We start from the raw sequence: 25,723 nt of genomic DNA, 5'->3' as shown, positions 1-25,723 counted from the left end.
CCGCCCCGCCCGGACTCTCCATCATCCTTGGCTGCGCCGACCTGACAGTCATCCACGAGAGGCACTCCTCTGGAGGCGTCAGAGCACGGGCAGGAAGTCAGCGATCTGATACGGCCCCGCCGATGCGGGTGCCCCGCCCTAATTCTGCGACGGCGCCCGGCGGTAGTCGCCGCTCCGCCCGCCGGACTTGGCGAGCAGGTGGACGCCCGTGATCTCGATGTCCTTCGTCACCGACTTGCACATGTCGTAGACGGTGAGCGCGGCGACGGACACCGCCGTCAGCGCCTCCATCTCGACGCCCGTCGGCCCCTCCGTCTTGACGATGGCGCGCACATCGACGGCGCCGGCCGCGTCGTCCAGGTCGAACTCGATCTCGACGTTCTGGAGCACGACGTCGTGGCACAGCGGGAGCAGGCGGCTCGTCTGCTTTGCGCCTAGCACGCCGGCCACGTTCGCGACCGTGAGCACGTCGCCCTTGCGGATGCCGTTTTCGCGGACGAGCCGGAGCGCCTCGGCGCCGACCACCACGCGTCCGGCGGCGACGGCCGTCCGCGCGGTCGCGGTCTTGCTGCTGACGTCGACCATGCGGGCGCGGCCCTGGTCGTCAACGTGGCTGAGGGCGGAAGTCTCGGTCATGGGAGCGGTGGGGGGGACGCAGTCAAGATAGCGGGGCGACGAGAACGATGAGGCTCCGCCGGGCGTGTCCACCGCCGACGTCCGCCCCGCCCACCGCGAGCAGGCAGGCCTCGCCTACTTACGGAAGATCTTCTGCCCGATGGCGATGGCCACGCCCACGGCGACCCCAGCCATGAGCAGGAGCACGTACCACGCCGTGGAGCCCATCTCGATGCCCATTACGACAAGAGAGCGTCTACGAAGCCTGCCTTGGCCTCGGCGTAGGCCGCCGGATTCCCTTCGTGCGCAAGGGCCAACTCGCGCTTGCGGTGGGCGTAGTGCTCCGCGAGCGCGGGGTCCGCGCGGAGCCGGTCGCGTAGGTCTAGGCGGCGCCTCCACACCGCCCCGCCCGCTTCAACGACGAGGAGTTCGTAGATCTTGAACGCCCGCGTCCCCCTCCAGAACGTCCGCAGCGGTGCTCCAGCCTCCTCGTGGTAGCCCAGGGCTTCGAACGGCGCGGGCGGGGCGGCGGCCGGGTCGTCCACGCCCACGAGCAGGTCGATCGTGGGCCGGGCAGCCAACCCCGGCACCGCTGTGCTCCCGACGTGCTCGACCGCGTGGACACCCTCGACGGACCGCACAGCACTCGCCTCGCGCTCGAAATGGAGCGGCCACTCGGGGTCGTAGTTAGCGATAACGAGGCTCATGCTCGGGCGGGGCGGGTAAAGAGTACGCCACCCGGCGGGCGCCGTTCACCAGGGCGCACACCGCCCCGCCCAGCGACGAGGGCGGGGCGCGCGTCCTTCGCCGCCCCGCTCGTGTGCTCTAGCTCCCCGAAGGCCGCTCGGGGCGGGGTGGCTCAGTCGAAGTCCGCAACGAAGCCGATGTCGCTGTCCGCCCGCTCCTGGCGCGCCAGGAGGAACCGCTGGCCACCGGGGAAGACGGCGAGCCCCGAGTCTTCGGGCACGTCCTGGGCCGTGGCGACCGTCACGCGGCGCCCCGTCGAGGGGTCAAGGCGGACGACGGTCGCGGCTCGGTCGTAGCGCCGCTCTAGAACGTAGACGTAGGGGCCGGAGACGGTCCAGTTGGCCCAGTCGGCCGGCGAGAGGTTGGCCGGCAGGCGCCGAGCAGCGGCGTCCTGGGGGAGGCCGTCCGTGCCGGGCGGGAGCAGCCACAGGCCGCGCTTGTCGGGGCGGATGACGAGGAGGCCGCCGCCCGGCGCCTCAGCCGCCGCCACCCCGCCCCCGACCGTCACCGGCTCAGGGTCGCCGCCGGCCGCCGGCACGCGGTAGATCTGCCACGTGTCGCCGCGGTCGGACGCGAAGTACACCCACATCCCGTCGCGCGACCACGACGGCGCTACGTCGTCGGCCGAGTCGGTCGTGATCTGGCGGGCCTCGCCGTCGGGGAGCACGACGAACACGTCGGCGTTCCCCTGCGCCCGGGCCGAGACGGCCAGGCGCCGGCCGTCGGGGCTCCAGCGCGGCGAGCTCACGCGCGCGCCGCCAAAGTCGGTGAGCTGCCGGGCGCCCGAGCCGTCGGGGGCCGCCGACCACACCTCGTGGCTCCCGCTCCGCGTCGAGACGAACGCGGTCCGGGAGCCGTCCGGGGCCACGGCCGGCTGGAAGTCGTCGCGCGTCGAGCGGAGCAGGAGGCGGCCCCGGTCGTCGCCCGGGGCGAGTTGGATGATCTGGGACTGCACCCGCTGCTGGGCGAACGCGATGCCCCGCCCGCGGCGGGCGACGGACGGCCCGGCGATCTCGCCGCCGTCGGAGCCCAACGCGATCCATCGCGGCGCACCGCCCTCGCGCGGGACCCGCCACAGGCCGGCCGCGCCGTCCCGGTTGGCGGCGTAGACGACCTCGCCGTCGGCCGTCCAGTCCAACCCCGTCACTCCTTTCTGCTCGCGGGCCAGCCGGCGAACTGGTCCGCCCTGGACCGAGACGACCGCCACGTCCTGACGCCCGTCGAGCGCCGTGCGCACGAACGCGAGCCGCTGGCCGTCGGGCGAGAACGCCGGGGCGAGGTCGCCGGGGTACGTCGAGGCCGGCGACGTCAGCCGCTGCGGGCGCGAGCCGTCGAGCGGGAGGAGGTGGAGGCTGAACGCGCCCTGGCGCCCGCGCCGGGCCGAGAACGCGAGCGTCTGCCCGTCGGGGCTCCACACGAGGTCCTCGACGGCGAGCCCCTCGGGCTCGGCGAGCGTGCGGGCCGCCCCGCCCCCGGCGCCGACGACGTAGACGCCGCACTCGCCGCCGACCCCGCACCGGACGAACGCGACGCGCTGGCCGTCGGGGCTCCAGGCCGGGCTCCGCTCGTCGGCGGGATGGTTCGTGAGCCGCGTCGGGGCCGCCCCGCCCCGGGCGTCCTGGACGTAGACGTCGAACGCGCCGGGCTCGCCGTCGGCCGCTTCGCCGTTCCACGCGAACGCCACGCGCGAGCCGTCGGGCGAGAGGGCCGGGTCGCGCTCGTCGCCGGGGTAGCTCGTGAGCGGCGTGGTCGCGAGCGGGCGGACGCCCGCGACGCCGGCCTGGTAGGCGAGGACCGCGCCCAGGGCCACGACCGCGACGGCGGCCAGCGCCCACAGCACGACCGTCGGGCGCGTCCGCGTGGGGAGCTCGGGACGCCGGAGGTCGAGTCCGGGCGGGGCGGCGAGCGAGACCGCGCCCGGGGCGGCCTCGACGGCGACGCCGTCGACGGCCGTGGCCTCGACGTCGGTCTCGACCTGGGCGATCAGGCGGTAGCCCCGCTTCCGGATCGTCTCGACGTAGGACGGGCTCCGGGCCTTGTCGCCGAGCGCCTTGCGGAGCTCCGAGATGCACCGGGCCAGGACGTCGTCGGTCACGATCGTGCCGGTCCACACCTCGGCCATGAACTCGTCCTTCGTCACCGTCTCGCCCGGCACGGCTGCCATGCACGCGAGGACCTCCATGACCTTGGGCTCAACGCGGCGGACGGTCTCGCCACGGGTGAGCTGGTTCGCCATTGGCTCAGCCACCCAGTCCCCTACGCGGAAGGGAGCCGAGAGGATCGGGTGCGCAGGGGGACGGTCCGTCGTCTCCATGATCGAGGTCGCAGGGGTCCAGGGAAGGGTCGGTCGGCGAGACCTGGTGGGTCTCGGGCAGGGGAAACGAGGCGGCCTGCCCTGTCATGCCCAGCGCTGTCAGACAACGCAGGATAGCCGCAGTCCGCACAACGCGCCTAGAGCGGCGCGGACCTCTTTCCTGGGCTAGAACCTGTTTTTATGAGGCATCGGTTCCGATCCATCACCTAACCCTCACGCTCCTCGCACTCCGCCCCCATAGACTCCGCCCCGCCCTGCCCCATCTTGCAATCGCTCGCCCCGCTGCCCTCGTCTCTCTTCTCCCCTCCCCCAGGCAGCGCTGGCGACGTCTCTACTCCGAACAGACGCGCAACGGGTTTTGTGAGCCACCCCGCGCGCTCTGAGGCCGGCACATCCCCACCCTGCCGGCCGCCCGGGCCATCTCTGGCCCGCTCGCTGCCCGCCCCGACCCTCTGCGTCGGGGCGGGCAGCGTTGGGTTTACACGGCGCCTCGGGCGGGGCGGGCGACGGCGTGTCCTCGCTGAGCGCAGCGCCGGGCGCTCGCCGGCCGGCTTGTGCCCGCCCCGCCCGAGAGGGCGGGGTGGTCTCGGGGCGGGTCCCGCTCCTAGCTAGCAGGAGTATTTCTCGGGGGAGCACATCTGCGAACGTTCCTGTGCCGTCGTCCCAGCGGAGGCCAGTGTACGACCGGCGTCGTCCACCTCTGCCGGCGTGCTGGACTCAGACCACCGGCAGCATCCCTCTTCGGGGAGTTCAGAGACGGTTTCTACAGACGAAATCGGCTTCCCCGCCCCCTCCAGAGGTCTCCCCACGAGGAGGGGCGGTCGTATCCGAGGGGGCAGCGTTCGGGCGGGGCGGTCGGAGGCGCGGCCCCCCACCCCGCCCACGGCCCGTCCTGCAAAGACGGCGCCACCTGTGGAACGCATGAGAGCGCGCGCGTTGGGGACCCGCTGGAGCGCAGGTGCCCCGCCCGGTCCTCCATCACGACAGCGTCAGGGAATCCCGACCTCACCCACATGGGGTCGCGGCGGCAGCGGCGGACCTTGGCCGTCCCTGATCAACCACACCCCACCCATGACTACCCACCCCCTTTCGTTCTCCCGGACGGCCGCCGCTACGGCGCTGTGCCTCCTGGCCCTGCTCTTCTCGGTCCCTGTGTTCGCGCAGGAGGTCCCCACCGAGCCCGTCCCGGAAGAGACGCTCCCGGAAGAGACACTCCCGGAAGAGACGCTCCCCGAAGAGCCCGCTTATGAGGAGGAGGCCACGTATGAGGAGCCGGCCGCCGAGGCCACGGGCTCTGACGTCGCCGCGACGCTGGCCGCCGACGGCCGGTTTAGCGTCCTCCTCGACGCGCTGGCCCAGACGGGCCTCGACGCGGCCATCGCCGAGGGCGGCCCGTTCACGGTCTTCGCCCCGACCGACGACGCGTTCGCCACGCTCCCCGCGGGCACCCTTGAGGCGCTGTCCGACGACGACCTCCGCGCGGTGCTCCTGTACCACGTGGTCGAGGGCGAGGTCGGGCCGGACGCCGCCACGCTCGGCGAGCCCGTCGCCACGCTGGCCGGGCCGGCGCTCGAGTTCAGCGACGTCGACGGCAGCCTCGTCGTCAACGGCACGGCTGCGGCCGGCGAGGGCGTGACCGTCTCGAACGGGCGCGTCTACGCGCTCGGCACGGTCCTCCTGCCGCCCACGGCCGACATGGACAGCGACATGTAAGCCACGGAGGCTCGTCCCCCCCGCCCGCCCCGCCCCGCTCACGTGGGGCGGGGCGGTCTCGTTTAGTCGGCCTGGTAGACGGGCGCGCCGTCGAGGTACGTGGCGAGGACGCGGGCGTCGAGGATGGCCTCGGGCGGGGCGGTCATGATGTCCCGGGACAGGAGCACAAAGTCGGCCCGCTTGCCGGGTTCTATGCTGCCGACCTCGTCCTCCATGAAGGCGGCGTAGGCCGCGTCGAGGGTGAACCCGCGGAGGGCCTCGGCGCGCGTGAGCGTCTGGTTGCCGTACCACCCGCCGGCCGGTGCGTCGGCGGCGTCCTGGCGCGTGACGGCCGCGTGGAAGCCGAGGAGCGGGTCGACGCGCTCGACCGGGAAGTCGCTGCCGAGCGCGAGGCGTGCGCCCGAGTCGACCAGCCGGCGCCATGCGTAGGCGCCCCGCGCGCGGTCCCCGCCGACGCGCGTCTCGACCCACGGCATGTCGCTCGTGGCGTGCGTCGGCTGGACGCTCGCGATCACGCCGAGCGCGGCGAACCGCTCCAGGTCGTCGAGCGAGAGCACCTGGGCGTGCTCGATCCGGTGCCGCCCTGCCCCACCGTCCGCCCCGCCCGTGGCGGCGAGGGCCGTTTGGTAGGCGTCGAGGACCTGGCGGTTGGCGCGGTCGCCGATGGCGTGCGTGTTGACTTGCAGGCCGCACCGCATGGCGTCCTCGACCGTCTGGCGGAGCGCGGCGTCGGGGTGGAACAGGAGGCCCTGGTTGCCCGGGTCGTCGGCGTAGTCGGCCAGGAGCGCGGCGCCGCGGCTGCCGAGCGCGCCGTCGGCGTAGACCTTGAGCGAGCGGGCCACGAGGCGCCCGCCGTGCTCCAGCCCATCCGGGTACCGCTCGCAGAACGCGCCGAGCTCGTCCTGCGAGAGCATGGCGTAGTTGCGAATCGGGAACCGGCCGGCGTCGATGGCCCGGCGGTACAGGTCGAGCGACTCGATGGGCACGCCGGCCTCGTGGACGCCCGTGAGCCCGTACCTCGTCGTCTCCTCCAACGCACGCCTCAGCGCCTCCTCAGCCACCGCAGCGTCGGGGGCGGGGAGGGCGCGCGCGACGAGCGCCTCGGCGGCGTCGACGAACACGCCGGTCGGCCGGCCGGCCTCGTCCCGGACCACCGCCCCGCCCTCGGGGTCGGACGGGGCGGGCGCCTCGGGGTCGATGCCGGCGGCGCGGAGGGCGGCCGTGTTGGCCCACGAGGCGTGCCCGTCGATCCGCCCCAGCCAGACGGGCCGGTCGGGGAAGGCGGCGTCGAGGTCGGCCCGCGTGGGGAACGGCTCGCCCTCGCCCCAGTCGTTCTGGTCCCAGCCGCGGCCCGTCACCCAGGCGCCGTCGGGGAGGTCGGCGGCAAAGGCCTGGAGCCGCTCGACAACCTCGGCCCGCGACGTGGCGCCGACGAGGTCGGCCTGGAGGAGCGACGTGCCCAGCCCGAGCAGGTGGGCGTGCGCGTCGATGAGGCCGGGCACGACGGCCGCTCCGCCCAGGTCAAGGCGCGGCCAGTCGGGGTAGGCCGCCCGCACCTCGGCCTCGGACCCGACGGCTACGAACCGGCCGTCCTCGACGACGAACGCCTCAGCCGTCGGCCGGTCGTCGTCGACGGTGTACACCACCCCGCCCGTGGCGACGTAGCGTGCGGGCGGGGCGGCCTCCTGGGCGACGGCGAGCGCCGGGAGCAGGACGGCGAGGAGCAGGAGCAGGCGGGTCATGGGCGGGGCGGCAGCGGCGGGCGGGGTGGGCAAGATCGCAAGAGCGACGGCACGCAGGCGCCACCGTGCGGGGCGGGAGGTCGGACTGTGCGACGAGAGCAGGTAGAGCGACGAGAGCAGGTGCCCGCCCCGCCCGCACGGCGCGGCAAGGGCGGGGCGGGAGGCGGCCGGAACCTTTCGGAATCGCCCCGCCCTGCTCTACCTGCTCTACCTGCTCTACCTGCTCTACCTGCTCTACCTGCTACCCCCGCGGCGGCCGCTCGACCCACAGCGTCACCGGCCCGTCGTTGACGAGCGCCACCTCCATCTGAGCCCCGAAGACGCCGCGGCCGACCGCCCCGCCCAGGTGCCCCGAGAGCTCGTCGCAGAACGCCTCGTAGAGCGGCTCCGCGATGTCGGGCGGGGCGGCGCGCGTGTAGCTCGGGCGCGTCCCTTTGCGGGCGTCGCCGGCGAGCGTGAATTGGCTGACGACGAGTGCGCCGCCGCCCACGTCCATGAGCGAGCGGTTCATGCGGCCGTCGTCGTCGGGGAACACGCGGAGCCGGGCCATCTTGTCGGCCAGCCAGTCGCCTTCTGCGGCCGTGTCGCCCACGACGACGCCGAGGAGCACGAGCAGGCCGCGGCCGACCTCGCCGACGACCTCCCCGCCCACGCGGACCGAGGCGGAAGACACGCGCTGAACGAGGGCGATCATGGGCGGGACTGGGGACTGGGGACTGGAAGGTGCCCGACCACCCCGCCCTCGTCAACCCTCCCTCTGGCTCTTGGCGGGGTGGTCTGGGCCGAACCCTCTGCCGGCGCCCGGTCGCCTACTCCCCCGAACGCAGCGAGCGCACAAACGCGTCGAGCGCGCGTCCGCGGTGGCTGATCCGGTTTTTCTCCTCGGCCGTCATCTCCGCGAACGTCCGGCCGTCGCCTTGGGCGGGGCGGAACAGCGAGTCGTAGCCGAACCCGGCCGTCCCGGACTCCTCGGTGGCGATGAGCCCCTCGCACACGCCGTCGAACGTGCGCACGCCGTCGGCGTCGGCGTAGGCGAGCACGGTGCGGAACCGGGCCGTGCGGCTCGGCGCGCCGGCGATGTCAGCGAGCAGCTTCCGGCGATTGTCCTCGTCGTCCGCGTCGTCGCCCGCGTAGCGCGCGCTGCGGACGCCCGGCGCCCCGTCCAGCGCGTCGACCTCCAGGCCCGTGTCGTCGGCCAGCGATGGCGAGCCGGTAAAGTCGAGTAGCGCGCGTGCCTTTTTCTCGGCGTTGCCCGCGAGCGTGTCGGCGTCCTCCTCGACCTCGGGCGCGCCCAGGTCGGCGGCCGAGACCAGGTCGATGTCGAGGTCGGCGAGCCGAGCGGCCAGCTCGGCAATCTTGCCGGGGTTGCGGGTGGCGAGGACGAGGCGCATGCGGGTTCGGGGTTCGGGGTTCGGGGTTCGGGGTTCGGGGTTCGGCAAGATGGCCGTTCCACCCCGCCCACGCCACGGGGCGAACCCGCCGGCCGGGGCGGGGCGGCCTGAGAGGGCGGGGCGGCTGCACGGGGCTTCCCCTTGTATTCACGCCGTCCGACGGCCCCGTTCTTGGACTGCCCCGCCCCGCCCCCTAGATTCGGGGGCTTGACGTGGTGCGACCCCGCGCTCTCGGTCCGCCCCGCCCCTTCCCCCTCCACCAGACTGGTATTGCCTTGGCTATCGGCATCAAAGTTCGCGACAAGGAGTCCATCGACCGCGCCCTCCGCCGCTTTAAGCGGACCGTCAACCGCGCCCGCGTGCTGCGGACGTACCGCGAGAACATGGCCTTCACGAAGCCCTCCATCGTGAAGCGCGAGGAGCGCAAGGAGGCGGCCAAGAAGGCCCGCCGCGCGAACCGCCGCCGCTACTAGCCGAGGCCCGAGCGGGACCGCCGCCCCGCCCTCTGGGTCCGTACGCCCGTTCCTCCGCGTGGAGGGACGGGCGTTTCTGTGCGCGGGCGGGGTGGCCTACTCTCCCTCCGCCGAGGGCGGGGCGGGCAGCTCGTCGAGGTCCGCCGGCCGGCCGCTCGCCCGCTTGTTCCGGCGGAGGTCGCGCAGCCCAATCACCGGCACCTCCACCCCACCCCAGTCGACGACTTCCCGCTGCGCCCAGCACTCGTCGAACGAGACGCCGGAGACGGACGTGAAGACCTTCGCACGGTTTGGAGGCACGCCCATCCGGATGATCTTGTCGTCGCCGAGGAGTGCGGTGGGGACGAGTCCGGGGACGTCGAATCCGAACGCGCGGAGGGCGGTCACGACCCGCTCCGCGTTGTCCGGGCTCTGACGAACCCACACGTCGATGTCGCCCGTGGCTCGGGGGTACCCGTAGTAGATGACCGCGTAGCCGCCGACGAGGAGGTACTCAACTCCGCTCGCGTTCAGCGAACTCAATAACTCGCTGAAGTCGGGCGGTAGCCGCGTCTCCATAATTCACCTCGCGGAGGTACTGTGCCGTTTGCAGGCGGAACTCGGGCGTCTGCGCCCACCACCACGCGCGATCGGCCTCCTCGGCCTCCTCGAACGAGGAGGCGACCGAGAAGGCCGAGCGGTCCATGCGGGGCGGGGCGGGGCGGTCAGGCATCGAGCCCGAGCGCCTCGCGCACGATCCGCTCCTGCTCAGCCGTGTGGACCTTGGCGCTGCCGGCGGCCGGCGAGGCGGCGGCGGCGCGGCCGGCGTAGACCACGCGGTGCGAGCAGTCGCCCGTGACGTCTTCCAGGAGCGCGTCGAGGCGGTGGCGCACGAACGACCACCCGCCCATGTTGGCCGGCTCCTCCTGGAGCCACACGACGGGCTTGCCCTCGAAGCGGGCCAGCTCCTCGCGCACGTCGTTCTCGGGGAACGGGTAGAACTGCTCCAGCCGCGCAATGGCGACCGACGCGGGGTCGTCCAGCGCCTCGCGCGCCTTGAGCACGTCGTAGTACACCTTCCCCGAGCAGATCACGAGGCGGTCCGCCCCGGCGGTTTGCGCCCCGCCCTCTTGCGAGGGAATGAACGGGCGGTAGTGGCCGTCGGACAGCTCCTCCACCGACGTCACCGCCTGCGGGTGGCGCAGGAGCGACTTCGGCGTCATGACGATGAGCGGCTTCTTGGCGTCCCGCTTCACCTGGCGCCGGAGCGCGTGGAAGTAGTTCGCAGGCGTCGAGTAGTTGGCGACGATGAGGTTGTCCTCGGCGCACGCCTGGAGGAACCGCTCGAGGCGGCCCGACGAGTGCTCCGGCCCCTGCCCCTCGTACGCGTGCGGGAGCAGCATCACGAGCGACGACGTCTGCCCCCACTTGGCCTCGGCCGCCGTCACGAACTGGTCGATCATGATCTGGGCGCCGTTCACGAAGTCGCCGAACTGGGCCTCCCAGAGCACCAAGGCTTCCGGCTCGGCGACCGAGTACCCGTACTCGAACCCGAGCGCGGCGTACTCGCTCAGGAGCGAGTCGTAGACCTGGAACTTAGCGGCCCCGTCGCCGAGCTGGTTGAGCGGGGTGTGGCGGTGGCCGTCCGTCTGGTCGTAGAGGATGGCGTGGCGCTGCGAGAACGTCCCGCGCCCCGAGTCCTGCCCGCTCAGGCGGACCGGCGTGTCCTCCAGCAGGAGCGTCCCGAACGCGAGCGCTTCGGCGAGCGCCCAGTCGATCTGGCCCTCCTCGAACTGCTTCTGCCGGCGGTCGACGACGAGGCGGCCCAGCTTTTTGTGGACCTCGAAGTCGTCGGGCAGGTCGACGAGCGCGCGGATGACGCGGTCGAGGGCGGGGCGGGGGGCCGCCGTCGCGACCGGCTCCTCGGGCTCGACCGGGACCGGCGGCGGGACTGGGTCGAGGTCCTTCCGCTGCTCGGCGAGCTCCTTCGTCTCCTCGAACGCCCCGTCCAGCTTCCCCTTGAAGTCGTCGAGGATGCCCTCGGCCTGCTCCGGGGTTAGCTCGCCGCGGCGGAGCAGGAGCTCGAGGTACAGCTTCCGCACGCTCCGGTGGCCGTTGATCTCGGCGTACATGAGCGGCTGCGTGTAGCTGGGCTCGTCGCCCTCGTTGTGGCCGTACTTCCGGTAGCACACGAGGTCGACCACGACGTCCTTGTTGAACACCTGGCGGTAGTCCAGCGCCAGGCGCGCCACGCGGACGGCGGCCTCGGGGTCATCGCCGTTGACGTGGAAGATGGGCGCCTGGATCATGCGCGCGATGTCGGTCGCGTAGACCGAGGAGCGCGAGTGCATGGGGAGCGTCGTGAACCCGATCTGGTTGTTGACGACGAGGTGGACCGTCCCGCCCGTCCGGTAGCCTTCGAGCTGCGACAGGTTGAGCGTTTCGGCGACCACGCCCTGCCCGGCGAACGCGGCGTCGCCGTGGATGAGGACGGGGAGCACGCGGTCGCGGAGCTGCTTCTCGCTCGCGTCCGGCGTGGCCTCGACGATCCGCTGCTGCTTGGCCCGCACCATCCCCTCGACGACCGGGTTGACGGCTTCGAGGTGCGACGGGTTGGAGGCCAGCGTGAGCTCGGTCGTCGCCCCGCTCGGCGACGTGTGCGTGCCGGTCTGGCCGAGGTGGTACTTCACGTCGCCCGAGCCGTGGACGGCGTCGGGGTCGATCGTCCCCTCGAACTCGCCGAACACGCGGTCGTAGGGCTTACCGAGGATGTTGGTGAGCACGTTGAGGCGGCCGCGGTGGGCCATCCCGATCACGACCTCCTCGGTCTCCTGGTCGGCCGCGTCCGAGAGGACGGCGTCGAGGAGCGGGACCATGGTCTCGGCGCCCTCCAGCGAGAACCGCTTGTGCCCGATGTACTTGGTGTGGATAAACTGTTCAAGAGCCTCGGCCTCGTTGAGCTTCTCGAAGATCCGCGTTTTCCGGGCCGGGTCGATGGGCTCGCGGAACTGCTGCGGCTCGATCCGCTCGATGAGCCACCGCTTCTCGGCCGGCGACGAGAGGTGCATGAACTCGCTCCCCACGTGGCCCGTGTAGGTGTCCCAGAGGATGTCGAGGATCTCGCGGAGCGTGGCCCGGTCCTTCCCCGCGAGCCCGCCGCCCACGCCGGCCATGCCGCCCGTGAGGAACTCGCGGTCGAGGTCCCAGACGGTGAGGCCGTAGCTGGCCGGGTCGAGCTCGGTGTGGTTCCGGGGCTCGTAGCCGAGCGGGTTGGTGTCGGCGAGGAGGTGGCCGCGGACGCGGTAGGCGCGGATGAGCTCGTAGACGCGGGCCTGCTTCTCGATCTTGGCTGCCTTGCCGGTCGCCCGGAGCCGCCCCGTCCCCAGCGACGGCGTCGAGTCGGCGGCGCCGCGGAACGGCGGGAGGTGGAGCCCGAGCGACTGGAATACGTCGTCGTAGAAGCCGTCCTCGCCCTGGAGCAGGCCGGCCACGACGTTCAGGAACTCGCCCGACTCGGCGCCCTGGATCACGCGGTGGTCGTAGGTTGAGGTCATCGTCATGACTTCGGAGAGCCCGAGCCGCGAGAGCTCCTCCGGCGCCATGCCGGCGTACTCAGGCGGGTAGCCGATGGCGCCGACGGCGACGATCACGCTCTGACCCGGCATGAGGCGCGGGACGCTCATGATGGTCCCGATGCCGCCCGGGTTGGTCAGCGTGGCCGTCGTGCCCTGGAAGTCCTCGACGGCCAGCTTGCTGCCGCGGGCGCGCTTGACGACGTCGTTGTAGGCGCCGAGGAACTCGGCGAACGACATCTGGGCGGCCTCCTTGATGTTGGGCACGAGGAGCTGCCGCTTCCCCCGCTTCTCGATGTCGATGGCGAGCCCGAGCGCGGTCGAAGCCGCCTCGATCCGCTCGGGCGCCCCGTCCTGCTCGCGGAACGCAGCCTTCATGCCGGGGACCGCCTCCATGCCGCGCAGGATGGCGTGGGCGATCAGGTGCGTGAACGAGACCTTCGCCCCGCCCGTCGCCCGCTGGTGGCGGTTGATGAGCCGCCGGTTCTCGGCCAGCAGGCGGACCGCGATCTCGCGCACGGACGTGGCCGTGGGGATCGTGAGGCTGGCCTCCATGTTCTCGACGATCCGGGCGCCCACGCCGCGGATCGGGGCGGCCTCGGCACCTTCGGGGAGCGGCACGGTGGGCGCCTGTAGACGGGCGGGGAGGCTCGCCGGGGCGCCGTCGCCGCCGGCGGCCCCATTGCCGGAGGGCGGGGCGGGGCGGGCGGGCGCGGGCGGGGCGGCGCTCGACGCGTCGGCGGCCGGGGCGCTCGCGGCGGCCTCGGGCGCGCCGTCGCCGGAGGTGTCCGCCCCGCCCGGCGCGCTGTACGCCGGCTTCGGGTCGAAGTCGGCGAAAAAGTCGCGCCAGCTCTCGCTGACCGACTCGGGGTTTTGGAGGTACTGGGCGTAGACGTCTTCGACGTAGCCGCTGTTGAAGCCGAACATGCTCGCGGGGCGTGGGAGGGCGGGGCGAACCCTACGCGCCGCGCCGGCCGGCGGATTCCCGAAGACGGCAGGAACCACCCCGCCCCGCCCACGCGCGCGCCGAGGGCGGGGCGGGGCGAGCTGTTCGGTGCAAGAGCGGGGTGGCCGTGTCCGACCACAAGCGCGCGCCCTACAGCCACCCCGCCCGTCGGTACCACGCGACCGTTTCGGCCAGGCCCTCGCCGAGCGGAACGCGCGGCACGTAGCCCACGGCGCGGCCCGCCTTCGCCGACGAGCACGTCCAGGCGTAGCGGGCCGCGACCGCCTTGTCGCGCGTGAGCGGCGGGAGCCGCCCGACGAGCCCGCCGACGCGCTCCGCGAGCGCACCCGCCCCGCCCACGAGCGCCGCGGGAACGGGCAGCCTCAGCGTCCGCCGACCGAGGGCGCCTTCGACGGCGCGCCGCACCTCGTCCCACGCGTAGGCCGGGCCGCCGACGAAGTACGTCTCGCCCGCCGCCACCGGCGCCTCCACGAGGTCGACCATGCCGCGCGCGAGGTCGCGGACGTGGACAAGCGAGAGGCGCGGCACGTCGCCCCGCCCGACGACGGGGAACAGGCCGCGCGAGGAGCCCTTGATCATCTCGTAAATGTCGGTTTCGCGCGGGCCGTAGACGGCCGGCGGCCGCACGACGGTCACGTCGAGGTCGCCGTAGCGCTCGCGGACGGCGGCCTCCATGCGCGCCTTGCTCCGGCCGTACATCGAGATCGGGCGGGGCGAGTCGGCCTCGGTCGCCGGGACCGGCGTGCCGTCGGGGCGGACAGCGTTCGGCCCCATGGCCTCCAGGCTGCTCGTGACGAGGACCCGCCCCGCCCTGGCGGCGTGTGGCGCCTCGGCCGCCACCCCGCCCCGCTCGCGGACAGCGTCGAGGAGGGCGAGCGTGCCATCCACATTCGCGCGGTCCAGCATGGCCTGGTCGCGGGCACGCGTGAGGCCGGCGACGTGGACCACGAGGTCGGCCCCGGCGACGCCGGCGCGCAAAGCGTCGGCGTCGCCCAGGTCGCCGCGGATGGTCTCGACATCGTACTCGGCCAGCCACTTCGGGTCGCTCCGCACGAGCGCGCGGACGGCGTAACCCCGCCCCAGCAGCTCCTCCACGACCCAGCTCCCGACGAACCCGGTGCCGCCGGTGACGAACGCGAGACGAGACGGCATGGACGGACGCAGAGGGCGGGGCGGGGTGGCGCCCTACGCCGTGGGCGGGGCGGAGGTCCGCGCCGCTCGCCGCCCGCCGCGGGCGGGGCGGTCAGGGTCCTCCCGATCCGGGGCGGGGCGGAAACGCCGGCGCGCGCCTCGCTTTAGAGCAACTACCTCTCCCACCCCGCCCGATGACGCTCGCCGCCCTCTTCGCCTTTATCTGGGGCGCTATGATCGGCCTGTTCATGGCCGTCTGGCACTTTATGGGCAAAACGTCGGGCAAGGCGCTCGGGATCGCCCACGGGCTGTTCACCGTGTCCGGCGTCGTCTTGCTCCTGGTCGGCCTCCTGACGCACGAGGCGAACACGGGGTGGTGGCTCTTGGTCGCGTTCCTGGTGACGGCGGCGGGCGGGGCGTACCTGTTCTCGCGGCAGATCCGCGGCGAGCCGTGGCCCGGCTTCGTGATCATCGCCCACGGCGGACTCGCGATCGCCTCAATCGTCCTGCTGGGCCTGTTCCTGGCGGGCGACGAGCCCCCCGTTCTTGAGGACCCGGACGGCGACGTGCCGGCCGCGTCGACGGAGAACCAGCCGGTCCCGGTCGACTCGCTCACGCAGTAGCGACGACCGACCGCCCCGCCCCGCTGGACCGGGCGGCGGCCGGGTCTCTCCCACCCCGCCCGAGCCGTTCCCCGCCCCGCTCAGGCCAGGCGCAGGCCGACCACGCTCTCGACGTGGTGCGTGTGCGGGAACATGTCGACCGGCTGGACGGCCTCGACGGTGTAGGCGGCGGCTTCCAGGAGGTAGTGGAGGTCGCGGGCCTGCGACGTCGGGTTGCAGCTCACGTAGACGATGCGCTCGGGCCGGAGGTGCGCGATCTGGCCGACCACCTTGGGGTGGAGCCCGGCGCGCGGCGGGTCCAGGACGAGGACGTCCGGGCGGCCGTGCGCCTCGACGAGGTCGGGCTTGAACAGCTCCAGCATGTCGCCGGCCACGAACGTAGCGTTCGTCACGCCGTTGGCCGCCGCGCTCGTGCGGGCGTTCTCGACCGCCTCCTCGACCAGCTCGACCCCGACCACCTTCTCGACGGCGTCCGCGAGCGAGAGCGAGATCGTGCCGGCCCCGCAGTACAGGTCGTAGACCGTGTCCGTCGGCTTCAGGTGCGCGAACTCGCGGGCGACGGCGTAGAGCCGCTCAGCCATGACCGTGTTCGTCTGGAAAAAGGCGTTCGAGGCGATCTCGTAGGTGTAGTCGCCGATCTTGTCGCGGACCGTGCCCGGCCCGAAGACGACGTGCGCCTCGCCGTACGACGTCTGCGCGACGCCCTCGTTGACCGTGTTGACGAGCGTCGTGACCTCGGGGAACTCGGCCTGGAGGAAGGCCGCGAACGCCGCCATCCGCTCCTCGTCGCGGCGGCTCGTGACCAGGTTCACCATGCGGTCGGCCGTGTGCGCCGGCGTGCGGAGGCCGAGGATGCGGAGAAAGCCCGTGTGCTCGCGGGCGTGCCACGGCTTCCACCCGTGCTCGTGGGCAAACGCGCGGACGCCGTTGACGAGCGCCGCGCTCCACTCGCTCTGGAGGTAGCACGCCTTGAGGTCGAGGACCTTGTCGAACCGGCCGGGCACGTGGAGGCCGAGCGCGAAGCGGGTGTCGAACGTCTCGCCGGAGGCCACCTCCCAGTCGGTCAGCCAGCGCTGGGCCGAGAACGAAAACTCCATCTTGTTCCGGTAGAAGTACGTCCCGCCCGAGCCGTCGCGGAGTTCGGCCCCGAGGGCGGGGCGGAGCTCGGCGGCGCCCAGGTCGATCCCCGCGTGGCGCAGCGCGCCGACGGCGGCCTCCCCCTTCATCTGGAGCTGGGCCGGGTACTCGACGTGCTGCCACTTGCACCCGCCGCAGGCGTCGAAGTACTCGCACCGCGGCTCGGTGCGGAGCGGGCTGGGCTCCAGGAGTTCGAGCACGCGCGCCTCGGCGAAGCTCTTTTTCCGCTTGATCACGCGCGCGCGGACGCGGTCGCCCGGGACGGCGCCGGCGACGAACACGACGAACCCGCCCCGCCCGGTGCCATCGGGGCCGGTCTCGCCGCCGAGGCGGGCGAGGCTCTTGCCGCGGTCGGCGAACTGCTCCAGCGTGAGCTCGACCTCGCGGCCGCGCTTGAGGGCGGAGGGGGCGGGCGGGGCGGGGGCGGACATGGGCACGGGGCGGGGAGCGGGCGCCGAAGATACCGGCCGGGCGGGGCGGCCCCGTGGAGCGCGCGGGGAGTCGGCGGCCGCCCCGCCCCGACCGAACGTCCCCGGCGGACGGTGCCGCCCCGCCCGGCGTCCTCCACGGCGGGCGCCGCGTCCGTCCCGCCCGTCGGCGCCGGGGGCGGGGCGGACGCGCCCGCGCGCCTGGGCGACCCGGCGCGCCCTTTGCGTAGTCCCACCCCGCCCGCCGCCGTCGGCCCGCGCCGCCCTGGCGCGCCCGCCTCCGCGCCCGTCCGGCCAGGACCCGTTACCCATCGTGCCGGTCCGCTTCGAATCTCCCGCATGGCTTCGTCCGAGACCGCCCCGTCCGCCCCGCGGCTCCTCCTCTACCAGGCGCTCCTGTTCGTGGGCGGGGCGGCGCTCGTGACCATTGGGGCGGCGTACGCGCTCGGCGAGGGCACCGTGGGGCCGGCGGCGGGGCGGCTCGCGCTCGGGCTCTCGGCCGTGGCGCTCGCCGGGATCATGGTCACGAGCATGTGGGCGCGGCGGAACATGCTGGTCCTGGTCTACGCGCTCTTCCTCGTCGTCTCGGTGTGGCAGATCGGTCTGAGCTACGTCGGCGGCCTCTCGCCGGCGACGGCGTTCGGGGTCGTGCTCACGTTCGTCGGCTGCGCGGCGGGGATGACGTCGACGCGCGGCGTCGTCGCGTTCTCGGCCGCGTTCCTGACCGCGGCGGCGGCCGTGGCGCTCGCCGTCGAGGACCCGCTCGTGCCGACGAATGCGTACCTCGCCACGCTCGTGTCGCTCGCCGTGCTCTCGGCGCTCGTCTCGCGGACGGTCCACCGGAGCCTCCGGCTCATGGACGAGGCGCGGCGCGAGGCGCTCGGGGCGGCCCGCGCCAAGTCGGAGTTCCTGGCGACCATGAGCCACGAGATCCGCACGCCCATGAACGGCGTCATCGGGATGACCGAGCTGCTCGCGGCCAGCGACCTCACGCGCGACCAGCGCGACTACGTCGAGACGGTGCAGGCGTCGGGCGAGGCCCTGCTCTCGATCATCAACGACGTCCTCGACCTGTCGAAGATCGAGGCCGACCGGGTCGATCTCGAAGAGGTGCCGGTCGGGGTCCGCCCGTTCTGCGACGAGGCCGTCGGGCTCGTGGCCCGGGCGGCGGCCGAGAAGGGCGTCGAGGTCGTGTGCCGGGTCCGCCCCGAGGTCCCGTGCGAGGTGCTCGTCGACCCCGTCCGGCTCCGGCAGGTCCTGCTCAACCTGCTCTCGAACGCCGTCAAGTTTACCGACGCCGGCTCGGTCGTCCTGGACGTCGCGTGCGCGGAGCGGCGGCGGGGCCGCGCGGCCCTCCACGTCCGCGTGGTCGACACCGGCGTCGGGCTGGCGCCCGGGAGCGCCGAGGCCATCTTCGACTCGTTCGCCCAGGCCGACGCCTCGACCACGCGGCGGTTCGGGGGAACGGGCCTCGGCCTGACCATCTCGAAGCGGCTCGTGGCCCTCATGGGCGGGGAGGTCTGGGCCGAGGGCGAGCCGGGCGAGGGGTCCACGTTCCACGTCACGCTGTCGCTCCCCGAGCTGAGCGGGCCGCCGCCCCGCCCCGCCCCGACGGGCCGGACGCTGCTCGTGGTCGAGGACCACGACGACGCGCGCCGGGCGGTCGCCGACCTCGCCGCCGGCGCCGGGCTCACGGTCCGCGCCGCGGCGTCGGCGGCCGAGGCGCTCGCCTGGGTAGACGGCGGGGGCCGCTACGACCTGGCCGCCGTCGACCTCACGCTGGGCGCGGGCGGGGCGGTCGGGCTCGCCGAGCGGCTCCGGCTCCACCCCGACCTGGCCGACCGCCCGCTCCTCCTGCTCGCGCCGCTCGGCGCGGCCGTCCCCACGGCCGGCCGGTTCGACGCCGTCCTGACGAAGCCGCTCCGCACGGCGGCGTTCGAGGCGGCCCTGACCGGCCTGGGCGGGGCGGACCCGGACACGTGCGACGCTCCGGCGGCGCCCTCGCCGCCGGCGTTCGGCGGCCTCCGCGTGCTGCTCGTCGAGGACCACGCGGTCAACCAGCGCGTGGCGCTCGGGCTGCTCCGCCAGGCGGGCGTCGAGGCCGACCTCGCCGAGGACGGGGGCGGGGCGGTCCGCGCGGTCACGGCGGCGGACGCGGGCGGGCGCGGCTACGACGTGGTGTTCATGGACGTCCAGATGCCGGGCATGGACGGGCTCGAGGCCACGCGCCGCGTCCGCGCCGCGCTGCCGCCCGAGCGCCAGCCGCGGATCGTCGCGCTGACGGCCAACGCGTTCTCGACCGACGCCGCCGCGTGCCGGGCGGCCGGGATGGACCGGGTGCTCGCCAAGCCCGTGCGCCCCGGCGCGCTCCGCGACGCGCTCCGCGAGACGGTCGCCGGGCGCTCCGCCCCGCCCGATGGTGCACGCCCCGCGCCGACGGATGCCCCGCCCGCGGAGCCGGACGCCGCCCCGCCCGAAGCCGCCCCGCCCGAAGCCGCCCCGCCCCCGACCAGCGGCTCTGAGGGCTCGCTATCGGCCGACGCCGTTCTCGACCACCTCCGACCGATCTGCGAGGGCGACGACGGGCTCGTCGGCGAGATCCTCGACGCCTACCTCCGCACCGACGTCTCGCTGCTCGCCGAGCTGTCGGGGTCGGCGGCTGAGGTCGTCTCGGCAGCCCACAAGCTGAAGGCGGCCGCCGGCACGCTCGGCGCCGACGCGCTCGCCGCGCAGGCCCACCGCCTCGAGGTCGAGGCCCGGACGGGGTCGGCCCCGCGTGACGGCGTGCGGGCGCTCGAGCGCGGCCTGCTCGCGTTCCGCGAGAACGTGGCCGAGGCCCGGGGCCGGCTCCACACCGCCCCGCCCGTCGTCTCGCGCTGAGGCCGCCGCGGGCGGGGCGGTAGGCGGGCAGGGCGGACACGGGGCACAGGGGCAAAGCGGTGCGCGGGCGGGGCGGCCAGAACGCCCCGCGCTGGGACGGCCCCGCCCCGCGGGGGTACACCGGCCGGATGCGTCACGCTGGCGCGTACAAATCGTGCCGCCGAACGGGCGGCGCGGGCGGGCGAGCGCGTGCCCTCAAGGGAATGGTGTAACCCTCCGATACGTTCTGTGCCCCTCACCCCCCGCCCCGCCCCATGCCCGCACGCCCGATCCTCCGCCACCGCGGTTTCGACGTCGTTGTCCAGTCCGTCCCCGAGGGCACCCGCTTCGCGTTCGCCGTCCTGCACCGGGGCCTCCAGCTCCACGCGTCGACGCCCGAGTTCCGGTCGGCCGTCTCGGCGGACCGCGCCGCGCGCCGGTTCGTCGACGACGCGCTCGGCGTGTTCGCGTTCGGAGAAGCCGCGGCCGCGGCCTAGGGCGACGCCGGACCGCCGCCTCCGCCGTGCCACCCCGCCCGGGCGGGGCGGAGCCCCTTTCTACGAAAAGGCGCCGGCGGCGGGGTAAGCGGGCGCGAGATCCCGCCGGGGCTAGGCGCCCCCGCCCCGCTCAGTCGTCCTCGTAGTAGAAGTCCTCGTTGTGCGTCGGGTAGTCCGGCCACACCTCCTCGATGCTCTCGTACGGAGCGCCGTCGTCCTCCATCTCCTCCAGGTTCTGGATCACCTCGGCGGGCGCCCCCGTGCGGTCGGCGTAGTCGATGAGCTCGTCCTTCGTCGCCGGCCAGGGGGCGTCTTCGAGGGTCGCGGCAAACTTGAGCGTCCAATACATGGTCTCGCGGGGATCGTCGGGAGGAGGGTCGTCTAGAGCGCCGGCGCACGATAGGACCCGCCGCGGGCAAATGCAACGCCCGCCCCCGTGCAGGTTCCGTGGGGACGGCCGCCCCGCCCGCTCCGCCGGCGCCTCCGGGCGCTCTCCCCGGCCCTTCGCCGCGGGCGGGGCGGTCCCTAGTCGAACGACGCCGTCGGCGCCCGCGCGGCGGCCAGGATCTGGCGGTACTCGGCCGGCGCCACGTCCGGGACGAACGTCGTCACCGGGTTGAGCGGCGTCCGCGCCGCGTCCAGCTGGCGGACCTCGTAGTGGAGGTGCGGCGACGTCGAGAGCCCGCTGTCGCCGCTGTAGGCGACGGTCTGGCCGCGGCGGACGCGCGCGCCCTCGCGGACGCCATCGGCCGCGCGCGACAGGTGGGCGTAGCGGGTAAGCTTGCCCGCGAGCGGGTGCTCGATCTCGACGACGGTCCCGTACCCGCCCCGCGTCCCCACGAAGCTGACGCGGCCGTCGCCGGCGGCGTAGAGCGGGGTGCCGACCGGGGCCGCGAAGTCGACGCCGGCGTGGAGCCGCGAGACGCGGAGGATCGGGTGGCGGCGCATCCCGAAGCCCGACGTCAGCCGCGCGTTCTTGAGCGGGAGGATCGCCGGCTGCTGGCGGAGCACGGCGTCGCGGCGGGCGGCCAAGCTGCGGAGCTCGTCGTACGACTCACTCTGGAGCGCGAGCTGGCGTTCGAGCCGGTCGAACGCCTCGGTCGTCTCCTCCAGGAGGTCGGCCGTGGGCTCTGAGAAGCGGGCAAACGCGTCGTCGCGTACGCGCCGCACCGGAACGACGGGCGCCGCGTTCTCCGGCTCTGTCTCGCCGACCGCCCCGCCCGCCGGAACCGGGTCCGCCTCCAGGACCGTGCGGTACAGCTCCCGGTCCGTCTCCGCGAGCACGTCGACGCGCGCGGCGAACGAGGTGAGCCGGGCGTTGGCCGCCGCGAGCTCGCCCCGGAGCACGCTGATCTCCTCGGCCTGCGTGGTCTCGGCCGGCGCCGCGGCCGCCCCGGTCGACGCCTCGCTCGCGACGCCCATCCCCACGACGCCGAGCACGAGGGCCGCGGCCGCGCCCACTTTTGCCCACCCCGCCCGCCGCCCCGCCCTGCGGCCCGCCTCGACGGCGACGAAGGCGCCCGCGTCGTGGTCGTAGTAGTAGTAGCGGTTGGAGGACATACGGGCGGGGTGGTGGACCCAGAGGTGGAGGCCCGGCGCAACAACCGGGCCGGGGGCCGCAGCCCTCCCGCCGTCGGCGGACCAATCGCCAAGGTAGGGGCGTGGGGCGCCCTTTCGCCACCCCGCCCCGGTCTCCCCCCGCCCGCCCCTTCCGCCCCGCCCTACGGCCGGACGAGCGCTCCGGCGCACCCGGCACGTTATTCCACGTCCTCCTCGAACCATTCGACGCCGCGGCGCCCGCCGGGCGCGGCGCCCGCGCCCTTCGCCTGGATCCGGTCGCGGAGCCGGGCCGCAAACGCCTCGGCCGGGTCGTACCCGTAGTGCCGGAGCAGGTGGTTCATCGCGATCACCTCGCAGATGACCGTCACGTTTTTGCCCGGCGTAATGGGGAGCTTCACGAGCGGGAGGTCCACGCCCAGGAGCGGCGTCATCTCCGTCACCATCCCGATCCGCGTGTACTCCTCGTCGTTGTCCCAGGGGTGCACACGCACGACGAGCTCGATCCGCTTCTGGTGGCGGACCGCGCGGACGCCGAACATGGCCCGGACGTCGATGATGCCCAGCCCGCGGATCTCCATAAAGTGGCCGGCGAGGTCGGTCCCCGACCCCATGAGCACGCCCTCCGACTTCCGCGACGCGATCACCACGTCGTCGGCCACGAGGCGGTGGCCGCGCTCGACGAGGTCGAGGGCCATCTCCGACTTCCCGATCCCGGCCGCGCCGGTCAGCAGCAGGCCGATCCCGTACACGTCGACGAGCGAGCCGTGGACCGTCAGCTGGAGCGCGAACTGGTCCTCGAGAAATGCCCGCACCCGGTCCAGGAGCGGGACCGTCGGGAGCGCCGTCCGGTAGACCGGGACGTCGGCGTCGTCGGCGAGCGCGAGGAGGTCGTCCGGGAGCGCGTTGCCGGCGGCGAGGATTACGCACGGCGGGCCGAACGCGAGCAGCTGCCCGAACGCCTCGCGCGCGCCCTCCTCGCCCCGCCACGCGAGGTACCGGCACTCGGTGTTGCCGAGCACCTGGAGCCGCTGGTGCTCGAAGTGCTCGGCGTAGCCGGCCAGCACGAGCCCGGGCCGGTGGACGTGCCGCTCGGTGACGACGTGGTCCGACGCGTCGACGCCGTTGGCCGACTCGATCTCGATCCCGACCCGGTCCCGGAGCCGCGCGACGAGGTCGCGGACCGTGATCGACTCTTTCCGAAACGGCTGGGGCTGACGCACGGGGTACGGGGTACGGGGTACGGGGTACGGGGTACGGGGTACGGGAAGATGGCGGCGTGGCGCCACGGGCGGGGCGGAAAACGACCGGAATATCGGCGGGCAGCGAAAATGCCCCACCCCGCCCGCGGTGCATGAGGGCGGGGCGGCCGTCGTAGCGGCGTTGCATGCAACGCCGTCAGGCCGCGGCGTCGGGCGGGGTGGCGACGGGCGGGGCGGCGGGTCGTTCACCGGGCGGGGCGGCGTCATGCCGGACGTCTCGCCCGCGTCACAACCACCTCGCCCTTTGGGTCCTAGCCCCTCTTGGCTGCGCCGACGCTGCGCGGAGGCCAGGAGGGAAACTGCCGCCGCCGCCCGTTGACGGCGGCCTCGCCGCTCACCACCCCGCCCATGTCTACACGGGGCGGGGCGGAACAAAACCGGCGCCACCCCGCCCGCGCGTCCCTTTTCCCTTTTCCCTTTTCCCTTTTCCCTTTTCCCTTTTCCCTTTTCCCTCTTCTACGGCACGTCGACGGCGTCGAGCACGCGGCGGACGACGGCGTCGGAGGCGACCTCCTCGGCCTCGGCCTCGTAGGTCACGGCCACGCGGTGGCGGAGCACGTCGAGCGCGAGCGCGCGGACGTCGTCGGGCGTGACGTAGGCCCGCCCCGCCAGGAACGCGTGCGCGCGGGCGGCCAGCGCGAGCGCGATCGACGCGCGCGGGCTCGCTCCGTAGGCCACCAGCCCCTCGACGTCGGGGAGCCCGTAGCGGGCCGGCTCGCGCGTGGCCAGCACGAGGTCGACCACGTACTCCTCGACGCGGGCGTCGACGTACACCCCGCCCACGACGCGCCGCGCGTCGAGGATCTGGTCCGGCGTCACGACCGGCGCCGCCGGCTCGAGCGGGGCGCCGCGCGACATCCGCCGCATGATCTCCAGTTCCTCGTCGCGCGTCGGGTAGCCCACGACCGTCTTCAGCATAAAGCGGTCGACCTGGGCCTCGGGCAGCGGGTACGTCCCCTCCTGCTCGACCGGGTTCTGCGTGGCCAGGACCAGGAACGGCCGCGGCAGCGGGTACGTGGTCTCCCCGATCGTGACCTGCCGCTCCTGCATGGCCTCCAGGAGCGCGCTCTGCACCTTGGCCGGCGCCCGGTTCACCTCGTCGGCCAGGACCACGTTGGCGAAGATCGGCCCCTTCTGGACGCGGAAGCTGGACTCGGCCTGGTTGTAGACGAGCGTCCCCACGAGGTCGGCCGGGAGGAGGTCGGGCGTAAACTGGACGCGCTGGAACCGGGCGTCGATGGCCTGCGCGAGCGTCGAGACGGTCAGCGTCTTGGCCAGCCCCGGCACGCCCTCCAGGAGCACGTGGCCTCCGGTGAGCAGCCCGATCACGAGCCGCTCGACCATCTGGGCCTGCCCGACGACCACGCGCCCGACGGCGTCGAGGAGCGGGCCGACAAACCGGCTGGCCTCGGCGACCTGCTCGGTCAGCGCGCCCAGGTCGGGCGCGTCCGCCTCGGGGGCGGGGCGGGGCGGGGCGACGGGGGACGGGTCGGTCATGGGTGCGGGAGGGGCGCGCGGGGGGGAACGCCGGGGCGGGCGCAGCCCTCCCCCTACTCGCCGAGGACGGCGCCGGTGCCCAGGTCGGCCCCGTTCAGAAAGTCGGCCACGCTCATCCGCCGCTTCCCCTGGCGCTGCACCTCTAGGACCTCGACGGCGCCCTCGCCGCACGCGACGACGAGGCGGCCGTCGGCCTCGACGACGGCGCCCGCGGCGCCCACCGCCCCGCCCTCGGCGTCGACGCGCGTGCGGAGCACCTTGAGCGTCTCGCGCTCGCCCGCGGGCGCCCACGCGGTCCACGCGCCGGGGTACGGCGAGAGCGCGCGGACGTGGTCGTGGACGGCGCGGGCGGGGCGGGACCAGTCGATGCGGGCGTCGTCGCGGAACAGCTTGGGCGCTGGGCTGGCGAGTGCGTCGTCCTGCGGCTCGGCGTGGGCCTCGCCGGCGGCGATCCGGCGGACGGTCTCGACGACGGCCTCGGCGCCCAGCGCCGCCAGCCGGTCGTGGACGTCGCCGGCCGTGTCGTCCGGCCCGACGGCGAGCCGGCGCCGCAGGATGACGTTGCCCGTGTCGACCGTCTTCTGGAGGAAGAACGTGGTCACGCCGGTCTCGGCCACGCCGTCCATGAGCGCCCGCTGGATCGGGGCGGCCCCGCGGTAGGCCGGAAGCAGCGACCCGTGGAGGTTGAACGCGCCGAGCGTTGCCGCCTCGTAGACCTCGGGCGGCAGGATGCGGAAGGCGACGACGGCCAGGATGTCCGGCCGCAGAGCGCGGAGCGCGTCGTGGAACGCCTCGTCCTGGAGCGACGCGGGCTGGAGTACGGGCAGCCCGTGCCGCTCGGCGGCCTTCTTCACCGCCGAAGCCCGCACGCTCTGCCCCCGCCCCGCCGGCTTGTCGGGGACGGTGACGACGGCGACCGGGGCGAGGTCGGCGGCGACGAGGGCGTCGAGAGAGGGCACCGCGAAGTCGGGGGTGCCCATGAACACGGTGCGCGGGGAGTCGGCCATCCCGGAAGCTAGCGGCGCGCCCAGGTGGCGCACCGCGGCACGGGCGGGACGCGGGCGGGGCGGGCGTCTCCACCCCGCCCCCGGCGGGCGTATACCGACGCGCACGGGAGCGGCCCCGTGTCAACGCCGCGCGTTGTTCAGGGCGGGGCGGGGACTGGCGCTGCATTGACACGCCCCTCTTCCAGGCTGCGCCCTCCCCACGGGGCAACCGC

At 74.0% G+C, this 25,723-nt stretch carries 21 protein-coding genes; 5 read left to right on the top strand and 16 right to left on the bottom strand.

What is annotated here, in order from left to right; all coding sequences use genetic code 11:
* Positions 1-138: 138 nt before the first annotated feature.
* The 3 genes from moaC to RQM47_RS06685 form a co-directional block, all read right to left on the bottom strand.
* Positions 139-636 (bottom strand): cyclic pyranopterin monophosphate synthase MoaC, encoded by a 498-nt coding sequence (moaC, locus tag RQM47_RS06695; protein ID WP_311664056.1) that lies wholly within the window; start codon positions 634-636, stop codon positions 139-141.
* A gap of 218 nt (positions 637-854) precedes the next feature.
* Positions 855-1,322 carry a GrpB family protein gene (locus tag RQM47_RS06690; RefSeq protein ID WP_314008063.1) on the bottom strand — a complete coding sequence of 156 codons (468 nt, stop codon included), beginning with the start codon at positions 1,320-1,322 and terminating at the stop codon, positions 855-857.
* Between the two features lie 152 nt (positions 1,323-1,474).
* Positions 1,475-3,676 (bottom strand): winged helix-turn-helix domain-containing protein, encoded by a 2,202-nt coding sequence (locus RQM47_RS06685; protein WP_314008060.1) that lies wholly within the window; start codon positions 3,674-3,676, stop codon positions 1,475-1,477.
* Between the two features lie 1,071 nt (positions 3,677-4,747).
* Here RQM47_RS06685 and RQM47_RS06680 point away from each other — a divergent pair.
* Entirely contained in the window at positions 4,748-5,389 is a 642-nt protein-coding gene (locus RQM47_RS06680; RefSeq protein ID WP_314008057.1) for a fasciclin domain-containing protein, read from the top strand.
* Between the two features lie 62 nt (positions 5,390-5,451).
* On the opposite strand, the gene RQM47_RS06675 is transcribed toward RQM47_RS06680, so the two are convergent.
* The 3 genes from RQM47_RS06675 to rdgB all read right to left on the bottom strand — a co-directional run bounded on the left by RQM47_RS06675 (position 5,452) and on the right by rdgB (position 8,522).
* The gene (locus RQM47_RS06675) at positions 5,452-7,131 is read right to left on the bottom strand and encodes an amidohydrolase (protein WP_314008054.1); all 1,680 of its coding nucleotides are present in this window, start codon (positions 7,129-7,131) and stop codon (positions 5,452-5,454) included.
* A 241-nt stretch (positions 7,132-7,372) separates the two neighbouring features.
* Positions 7,373-7,825, bottom strand: coding sequence for a D-aminoacyl-tRNA deacylase (gene dtd, locus RQM47_RS06670; protein WP_314008051.1), 453 nt, complete (start codon positions 7,823-7,825; stop codon positions 7,373-7,375).
* 115 nt (positions 7,826-7,940) lie between these two features.
* Entirely contained in the window at positions 7,941-8,522 is a 582-nt protein-coding gene (rdgB, locus tag RQM47_RS06665) for an RdgB/HAM1 family non-canonical purine NTP pyrophosphatase (protein WP_311664063.1), read from the bottom strand.
* 275 nt (positions 8,523-8,797) lie between these two features.
* Here rdgB and rpsU point away from each other — a divergent pair, with 275 nt between their 5' ends.
* On the top strand, positions 8,798-8,995 hold the full coding sequence (gene rpsU / locus RQM47_RS06660; RefSeq protein WP_311664065.1) for a 30S ribosomal protein S21: 198 nt from the start codon (positions 8,798-8,800) through the stop codon (positions 8,993-8,995).
* A gap of 96 nt (positions 8,996-9,091) precedes the next feature.
* Here the strand turns inward: rpsU and RQM47_RS06655 are convergent, their stop codons facing one another.
* The 4 genes from RQM47_RS06655 to RQM47_RS06640 form a co-directional block, all read right to left on the bottom strand.
* Complete coding sequence (locus RQM47_RS06655; protein WP_314008048.1) at positions 9,092-9,553, bottom strand: hypothetical protein; 462 nt, start codon at positions 9,551-9,553, stop codon at positions 9,092-9,094.
* On the bottom strand, positions 9,489-9,707 hold the full coding sequence (locus tag RQM47_RS06650) for a hypothetical protein (protein ID WP_311664068.1): 219 nt from the start codon (positions 9,705-9,707) through the stop codon (positions 9,489-9,491). The genes RQM47_RS06655 and RQM47_RS06650 overlap by 65 nt, the downstream gene beginning before the upstream one ends.
* On the bottom strand, positions 9,700-13,473 hold the full coding sequence (locus RQM47_RS06645; RefSeq protein ID WP_314008045.1) for a multifunctional oxoglutarate decarboxylase/oxoglutarate dehydrogenase thiamine pyrophosphate-binding subunit/dihydrolipoyllysine-residue succinyltransferase subunit: 3,774 nt from the start codon (positions 13,471-13,473) through the stop codon (positions 9,700-9,702). Before RQM47_RS06645 ends, RQM47_RS06650 begins: the two co-directional genes overlap by 8 nt.
* A 169-nt stretch (positions 13,474-13,642) precedes the next feature.
* A complete protein-coding gene (locus RQM47_RS06640; RefSeq protein WP_311664072.1) occupies positions 13,643-14,665 on the bottom strand; it encodes an NAD-dependent epimerase/dehydratase family protein in 1,023 nt (340 codons plus the stop codon).
* Positions 14,666-14,838: 173 nt separating this feature from the next.
* Between RQM47_RS06640 and RQM47_RS06635 the strand changes: the two genes are divergently transcribed.
* Entirely contained in the window at positions 14,839-15,267 is a 429-nt protein-coding gene (locus RQM47_RS06635) for a hypothetical protein (RefSeq protein WP_311664074.1), read from the top strand.
* A gap of 80 nt (positions 15,268-15,347) precedes the next feature.
* Here the strand turns inward: RQM47_RS06635 and rlmD are convergent, their stop codons facing one another.
* Complete coding sequence (gene rlmD / locus RQM47_RS06630; RefSeq protein WP_311664075.1) at positions 15,348-16,835, bottom strand: 23S rRNA (uracil(1939)-C(5))-methyltransferase RlmD; 1,488 nt, start codon at positions 16,833-16,835, stop codon at positions 15,348-15,350.
* A 336-nt stretch (positions 16,836-17,171) separates the two neighbouring features.
* On the opposite strand from rlmD, the gene RQM47_RS06625 reads away from it, so the two are divergent.
* Together RQM47_RS06625 and RQM47_RS06620 are read left to right on the top strand one after the other, a co-directional pair.
* Positions 17,172-19,712, top strand: a complete 2,541-nt coding sequence (locus RQM47_RS06625) for a response regulator (protein WP_311664076.1) — start codon at positions 17,172-17,174, stop codon at positions 19,710-19,712.
* A 254-nt stretch (positions 19,713-19,966) separates the two neighbouring features.
* Positions 19,967-20,188, top strand: coding sequence for a hypothetical protein (locus RQM47_RS06620; protein ID WP_311664077.1), 222 nt, complete (start codon positions 19,967-19,969; stop codon positions 20,186-20,188).
* Between the two features lie 130 nt (positions 20,189-20,318).
* On the opposite strand, the gene RQM47_RS06615 is transcribed toward RQM47_RS06620, so the two are convergent.
* From RQM47_RS06615 to fmt, 5 genes are all read right to left on the bottom strand, one after another.
* A complete protein-coding gene (locus tag RQM47_RS06615; protein ID WP_311664078.1) occupies positions 20,319-20,537 on the bottom strand; it encodes a DUF2795 domain-containing protein in 219 nt (72 codons plus the stop codon).
* 176 nt (positions 20,538-20,713) lie between these two features.
* On the bottom strand, positions 20,714-21,748 hold the full coding sequence (locus RQM47_RS06610) for a M23 family metallopeptidase (protein WP_311664080.1): 1,035 nt from the start codon (positions 21,746-21,748) through the stop codon (positions 20,714-20,716).
* Between the two features lie 197 nt (positions 21,749-21,945).
* On the bottom strand, positions 21,946-22,968 hold the full coding sequence (gene hprK / locus RQM47_RS06605; protein WP_311664082.1) for an HPr(Ser) kinase/phosphatase: 1,023 nt from the start codon (positions 22,966-22,968) through the stop codon (positions 21,946-21,948).
* 495 nt (positions 22,969-23,463) lie between these two features.
* Positions 23,464-24,504 carry an AAA family ATPase gene (locus tag RQM47_RS06600; protein ID WP_311664084.1) on the bottom strand — a complete coding sequence of 347 codons (1,041 nt, stop codon included), beginning with the start codon at positions 24,502-24,504 and terminating at the stop codon, positions 23,464-23,466.
* A gap of 53 nt (positions 24,505-24,557) precedes the next feature.
* Positions 24,558-25,511 (bottom strand): methionyl-tRNA formyltransferase, encoded by a 954-nt coding sequence (gene fmt / locus RQM47_RS06595; protein WP_311664086.1) that lies wholly within the window; start codon positions 25,509-25,511, stop codon positions 24,558-24,560.
* Positions 25,512-25,723 lie beyond the last annotated feature (212 nt).

This window comes from Rubrivirga sp. S365 (assembly GCF_032248475.1).
GTDB classification, from domain to species: Bacteria; Bacteroidota; Rhodothermia; order Rhodothermales; family Rubricoccaceae; genus Rubrivirga; species Rubrivirga litoralis.
The sequence above is the reverse complement of the archived record's forward strand: the minus strand, read 5'-3'. Positions and strand labels throughout refer to the sequence as shown.

What these genes read in the sequence shown, in the direction of transcription:
- moaC (WP_311664056.1), bottom strand. Translation starts at nt 636, where the DNA reads ATGACCGAGACTTCCGCCCTCAGCCACGTTGACGACCAGGGCCGCGCC.
- RQM47_RS06690 (WP_314008063.1), bottom strand. Translation starts at nt 1,322, where the DNA reads ATGAGCCTCGTTATCGCTAACTACGACCCCGAGTGGCCGCTCCATTTC.
- RQM47_RS06685 (WP_314008060.1), bottom strand. Translation starts at nt 3,676, where the DNA reads ATGGAGACGACGGACCGTCCCCCTGCGCACCCGATCCTCTCGGCTCCC.
- RQM47_RS06680 (WP_314008057.1), top strand. Translation starts at nt 4,748, where the DNA reads ATGACTACCCACCCCCTTTCGTTCTCCCGGACGGCCGCCGCTACGGCG.
- RQM47_RS06675 (WP_314008054.1), bottom strand. Translation starts at nt 7,131, where the DNA reads ATGACCCGCCTGCTCCTGCTCCTCGCCGTCCTGCTCCCGGCGCTCGCC.
- dtd (WP_314008051.1), bottom strand. Translation starts at nt 7,825, where the DNA reads ATGATCGCCCTCGTTCAGCGCGTGTCTTCCGCCTCGGTCCGCGTGGGC.
- rdgB (WP_311664063.1), bottom strand. Translation starts at nt 8,522, where the DNA reads ATGCGCCTCGTCCTCGCCACCCGCAACCCCGGCAAGATTGCCGAGCTG.
- RQM47_RS06655 (WP_314008048.1), bottom strand. Translation starts at nt 9,553, where the DNA reads ATGGAGACGCGGCTACCGCCCGACTTCAGCGAGTTATTGAGTTCGCTG.
- RQM47_RS06650 (WP_311664068.1), bottom strand. Translation starts at nt 9,707, where the DNA reads ATGCCTGACCGCCCCGCCCCGCCCCGCATGGACCGCTCGGCCTTCTCG.
- RQM47_RS06645 (WP_314008045.1), bottom strand. Translation starts at nt 13,473, where the DNA reads ATGTTCGGCTTCAACAGCGGCTACGTCGAAGACGTCTACGCCCAGTAC.
- RQM47_RS06640 (WP_311664072.1), bottom strand. Translation starts at nt 14,665, where the DNA reads ATGCCGTCTCGTCTCGCGTTCGTCACCGGCGGCACCGGGTTCGTCGGG.
- RQM47_RS06635 (WP_311664074.1), top strand. Translation starts at nt 14,839, where the DNA reads ATGACGCTCGCCGCCCTCTTCGCCTTTATCTGGGGCGCTATGATCGGC.
- rlmD (WP_311664075.1), bottom strand. Translation starts at nt 16,835, where the DNA reads ATGTCCGCCCCCGCCCCGCCCGCCCCCTCCGCCCTCAAGCGCGGCCGC.
- RQM47_RS06625 (WP_311664076.1), top strand. Translation starts at nt 17,172, where the DNA reads ATGGCTTCGTCCGAGACCGCCCCGTCCGCCCCGCGGCTCCTCCTCTAC.
- RQM47_RS06620 (WP_311664077.1), top strand. Translation starts at nt 19,967, where the DNA reads ATGCCCGCACGCCCGATCCTCCGCCACCGCGGTTTCGACGTCGTTGTC.
- RQM47_RS06615 (WP_311664078.1), bottom strand. Translation starts at nt 20,537, where the DNA reads ATGTATTGGACGCTCAAGTTTGCCGCGACCCTCGAAGACGCCCCCTGG.
- RQM47_RS06610 (WP_311664080.1), bottom strand. Translation starts at nt 21,748, where the DNA reads ATGTCCTCCAACCGCTACTACTACTACGACCACGACGCGGGCGCCTTC.
- RQM47_RS06600 (WP_311664084.1), bottom strand. Translation starts at nt 24,504, where the DNA reads ATGACCGACCCGTCCCCCGTCGCCCCGCCCCGCCCCGCCCCCGAGGCG.
- fmt (WP_311664086.1), bottom strand. Translation starts at nt 25,511, where the DNA reads ATGGCCGACTCCCCGCGCACCGTGTTCATGGGCACCCCCGACTTCGCG.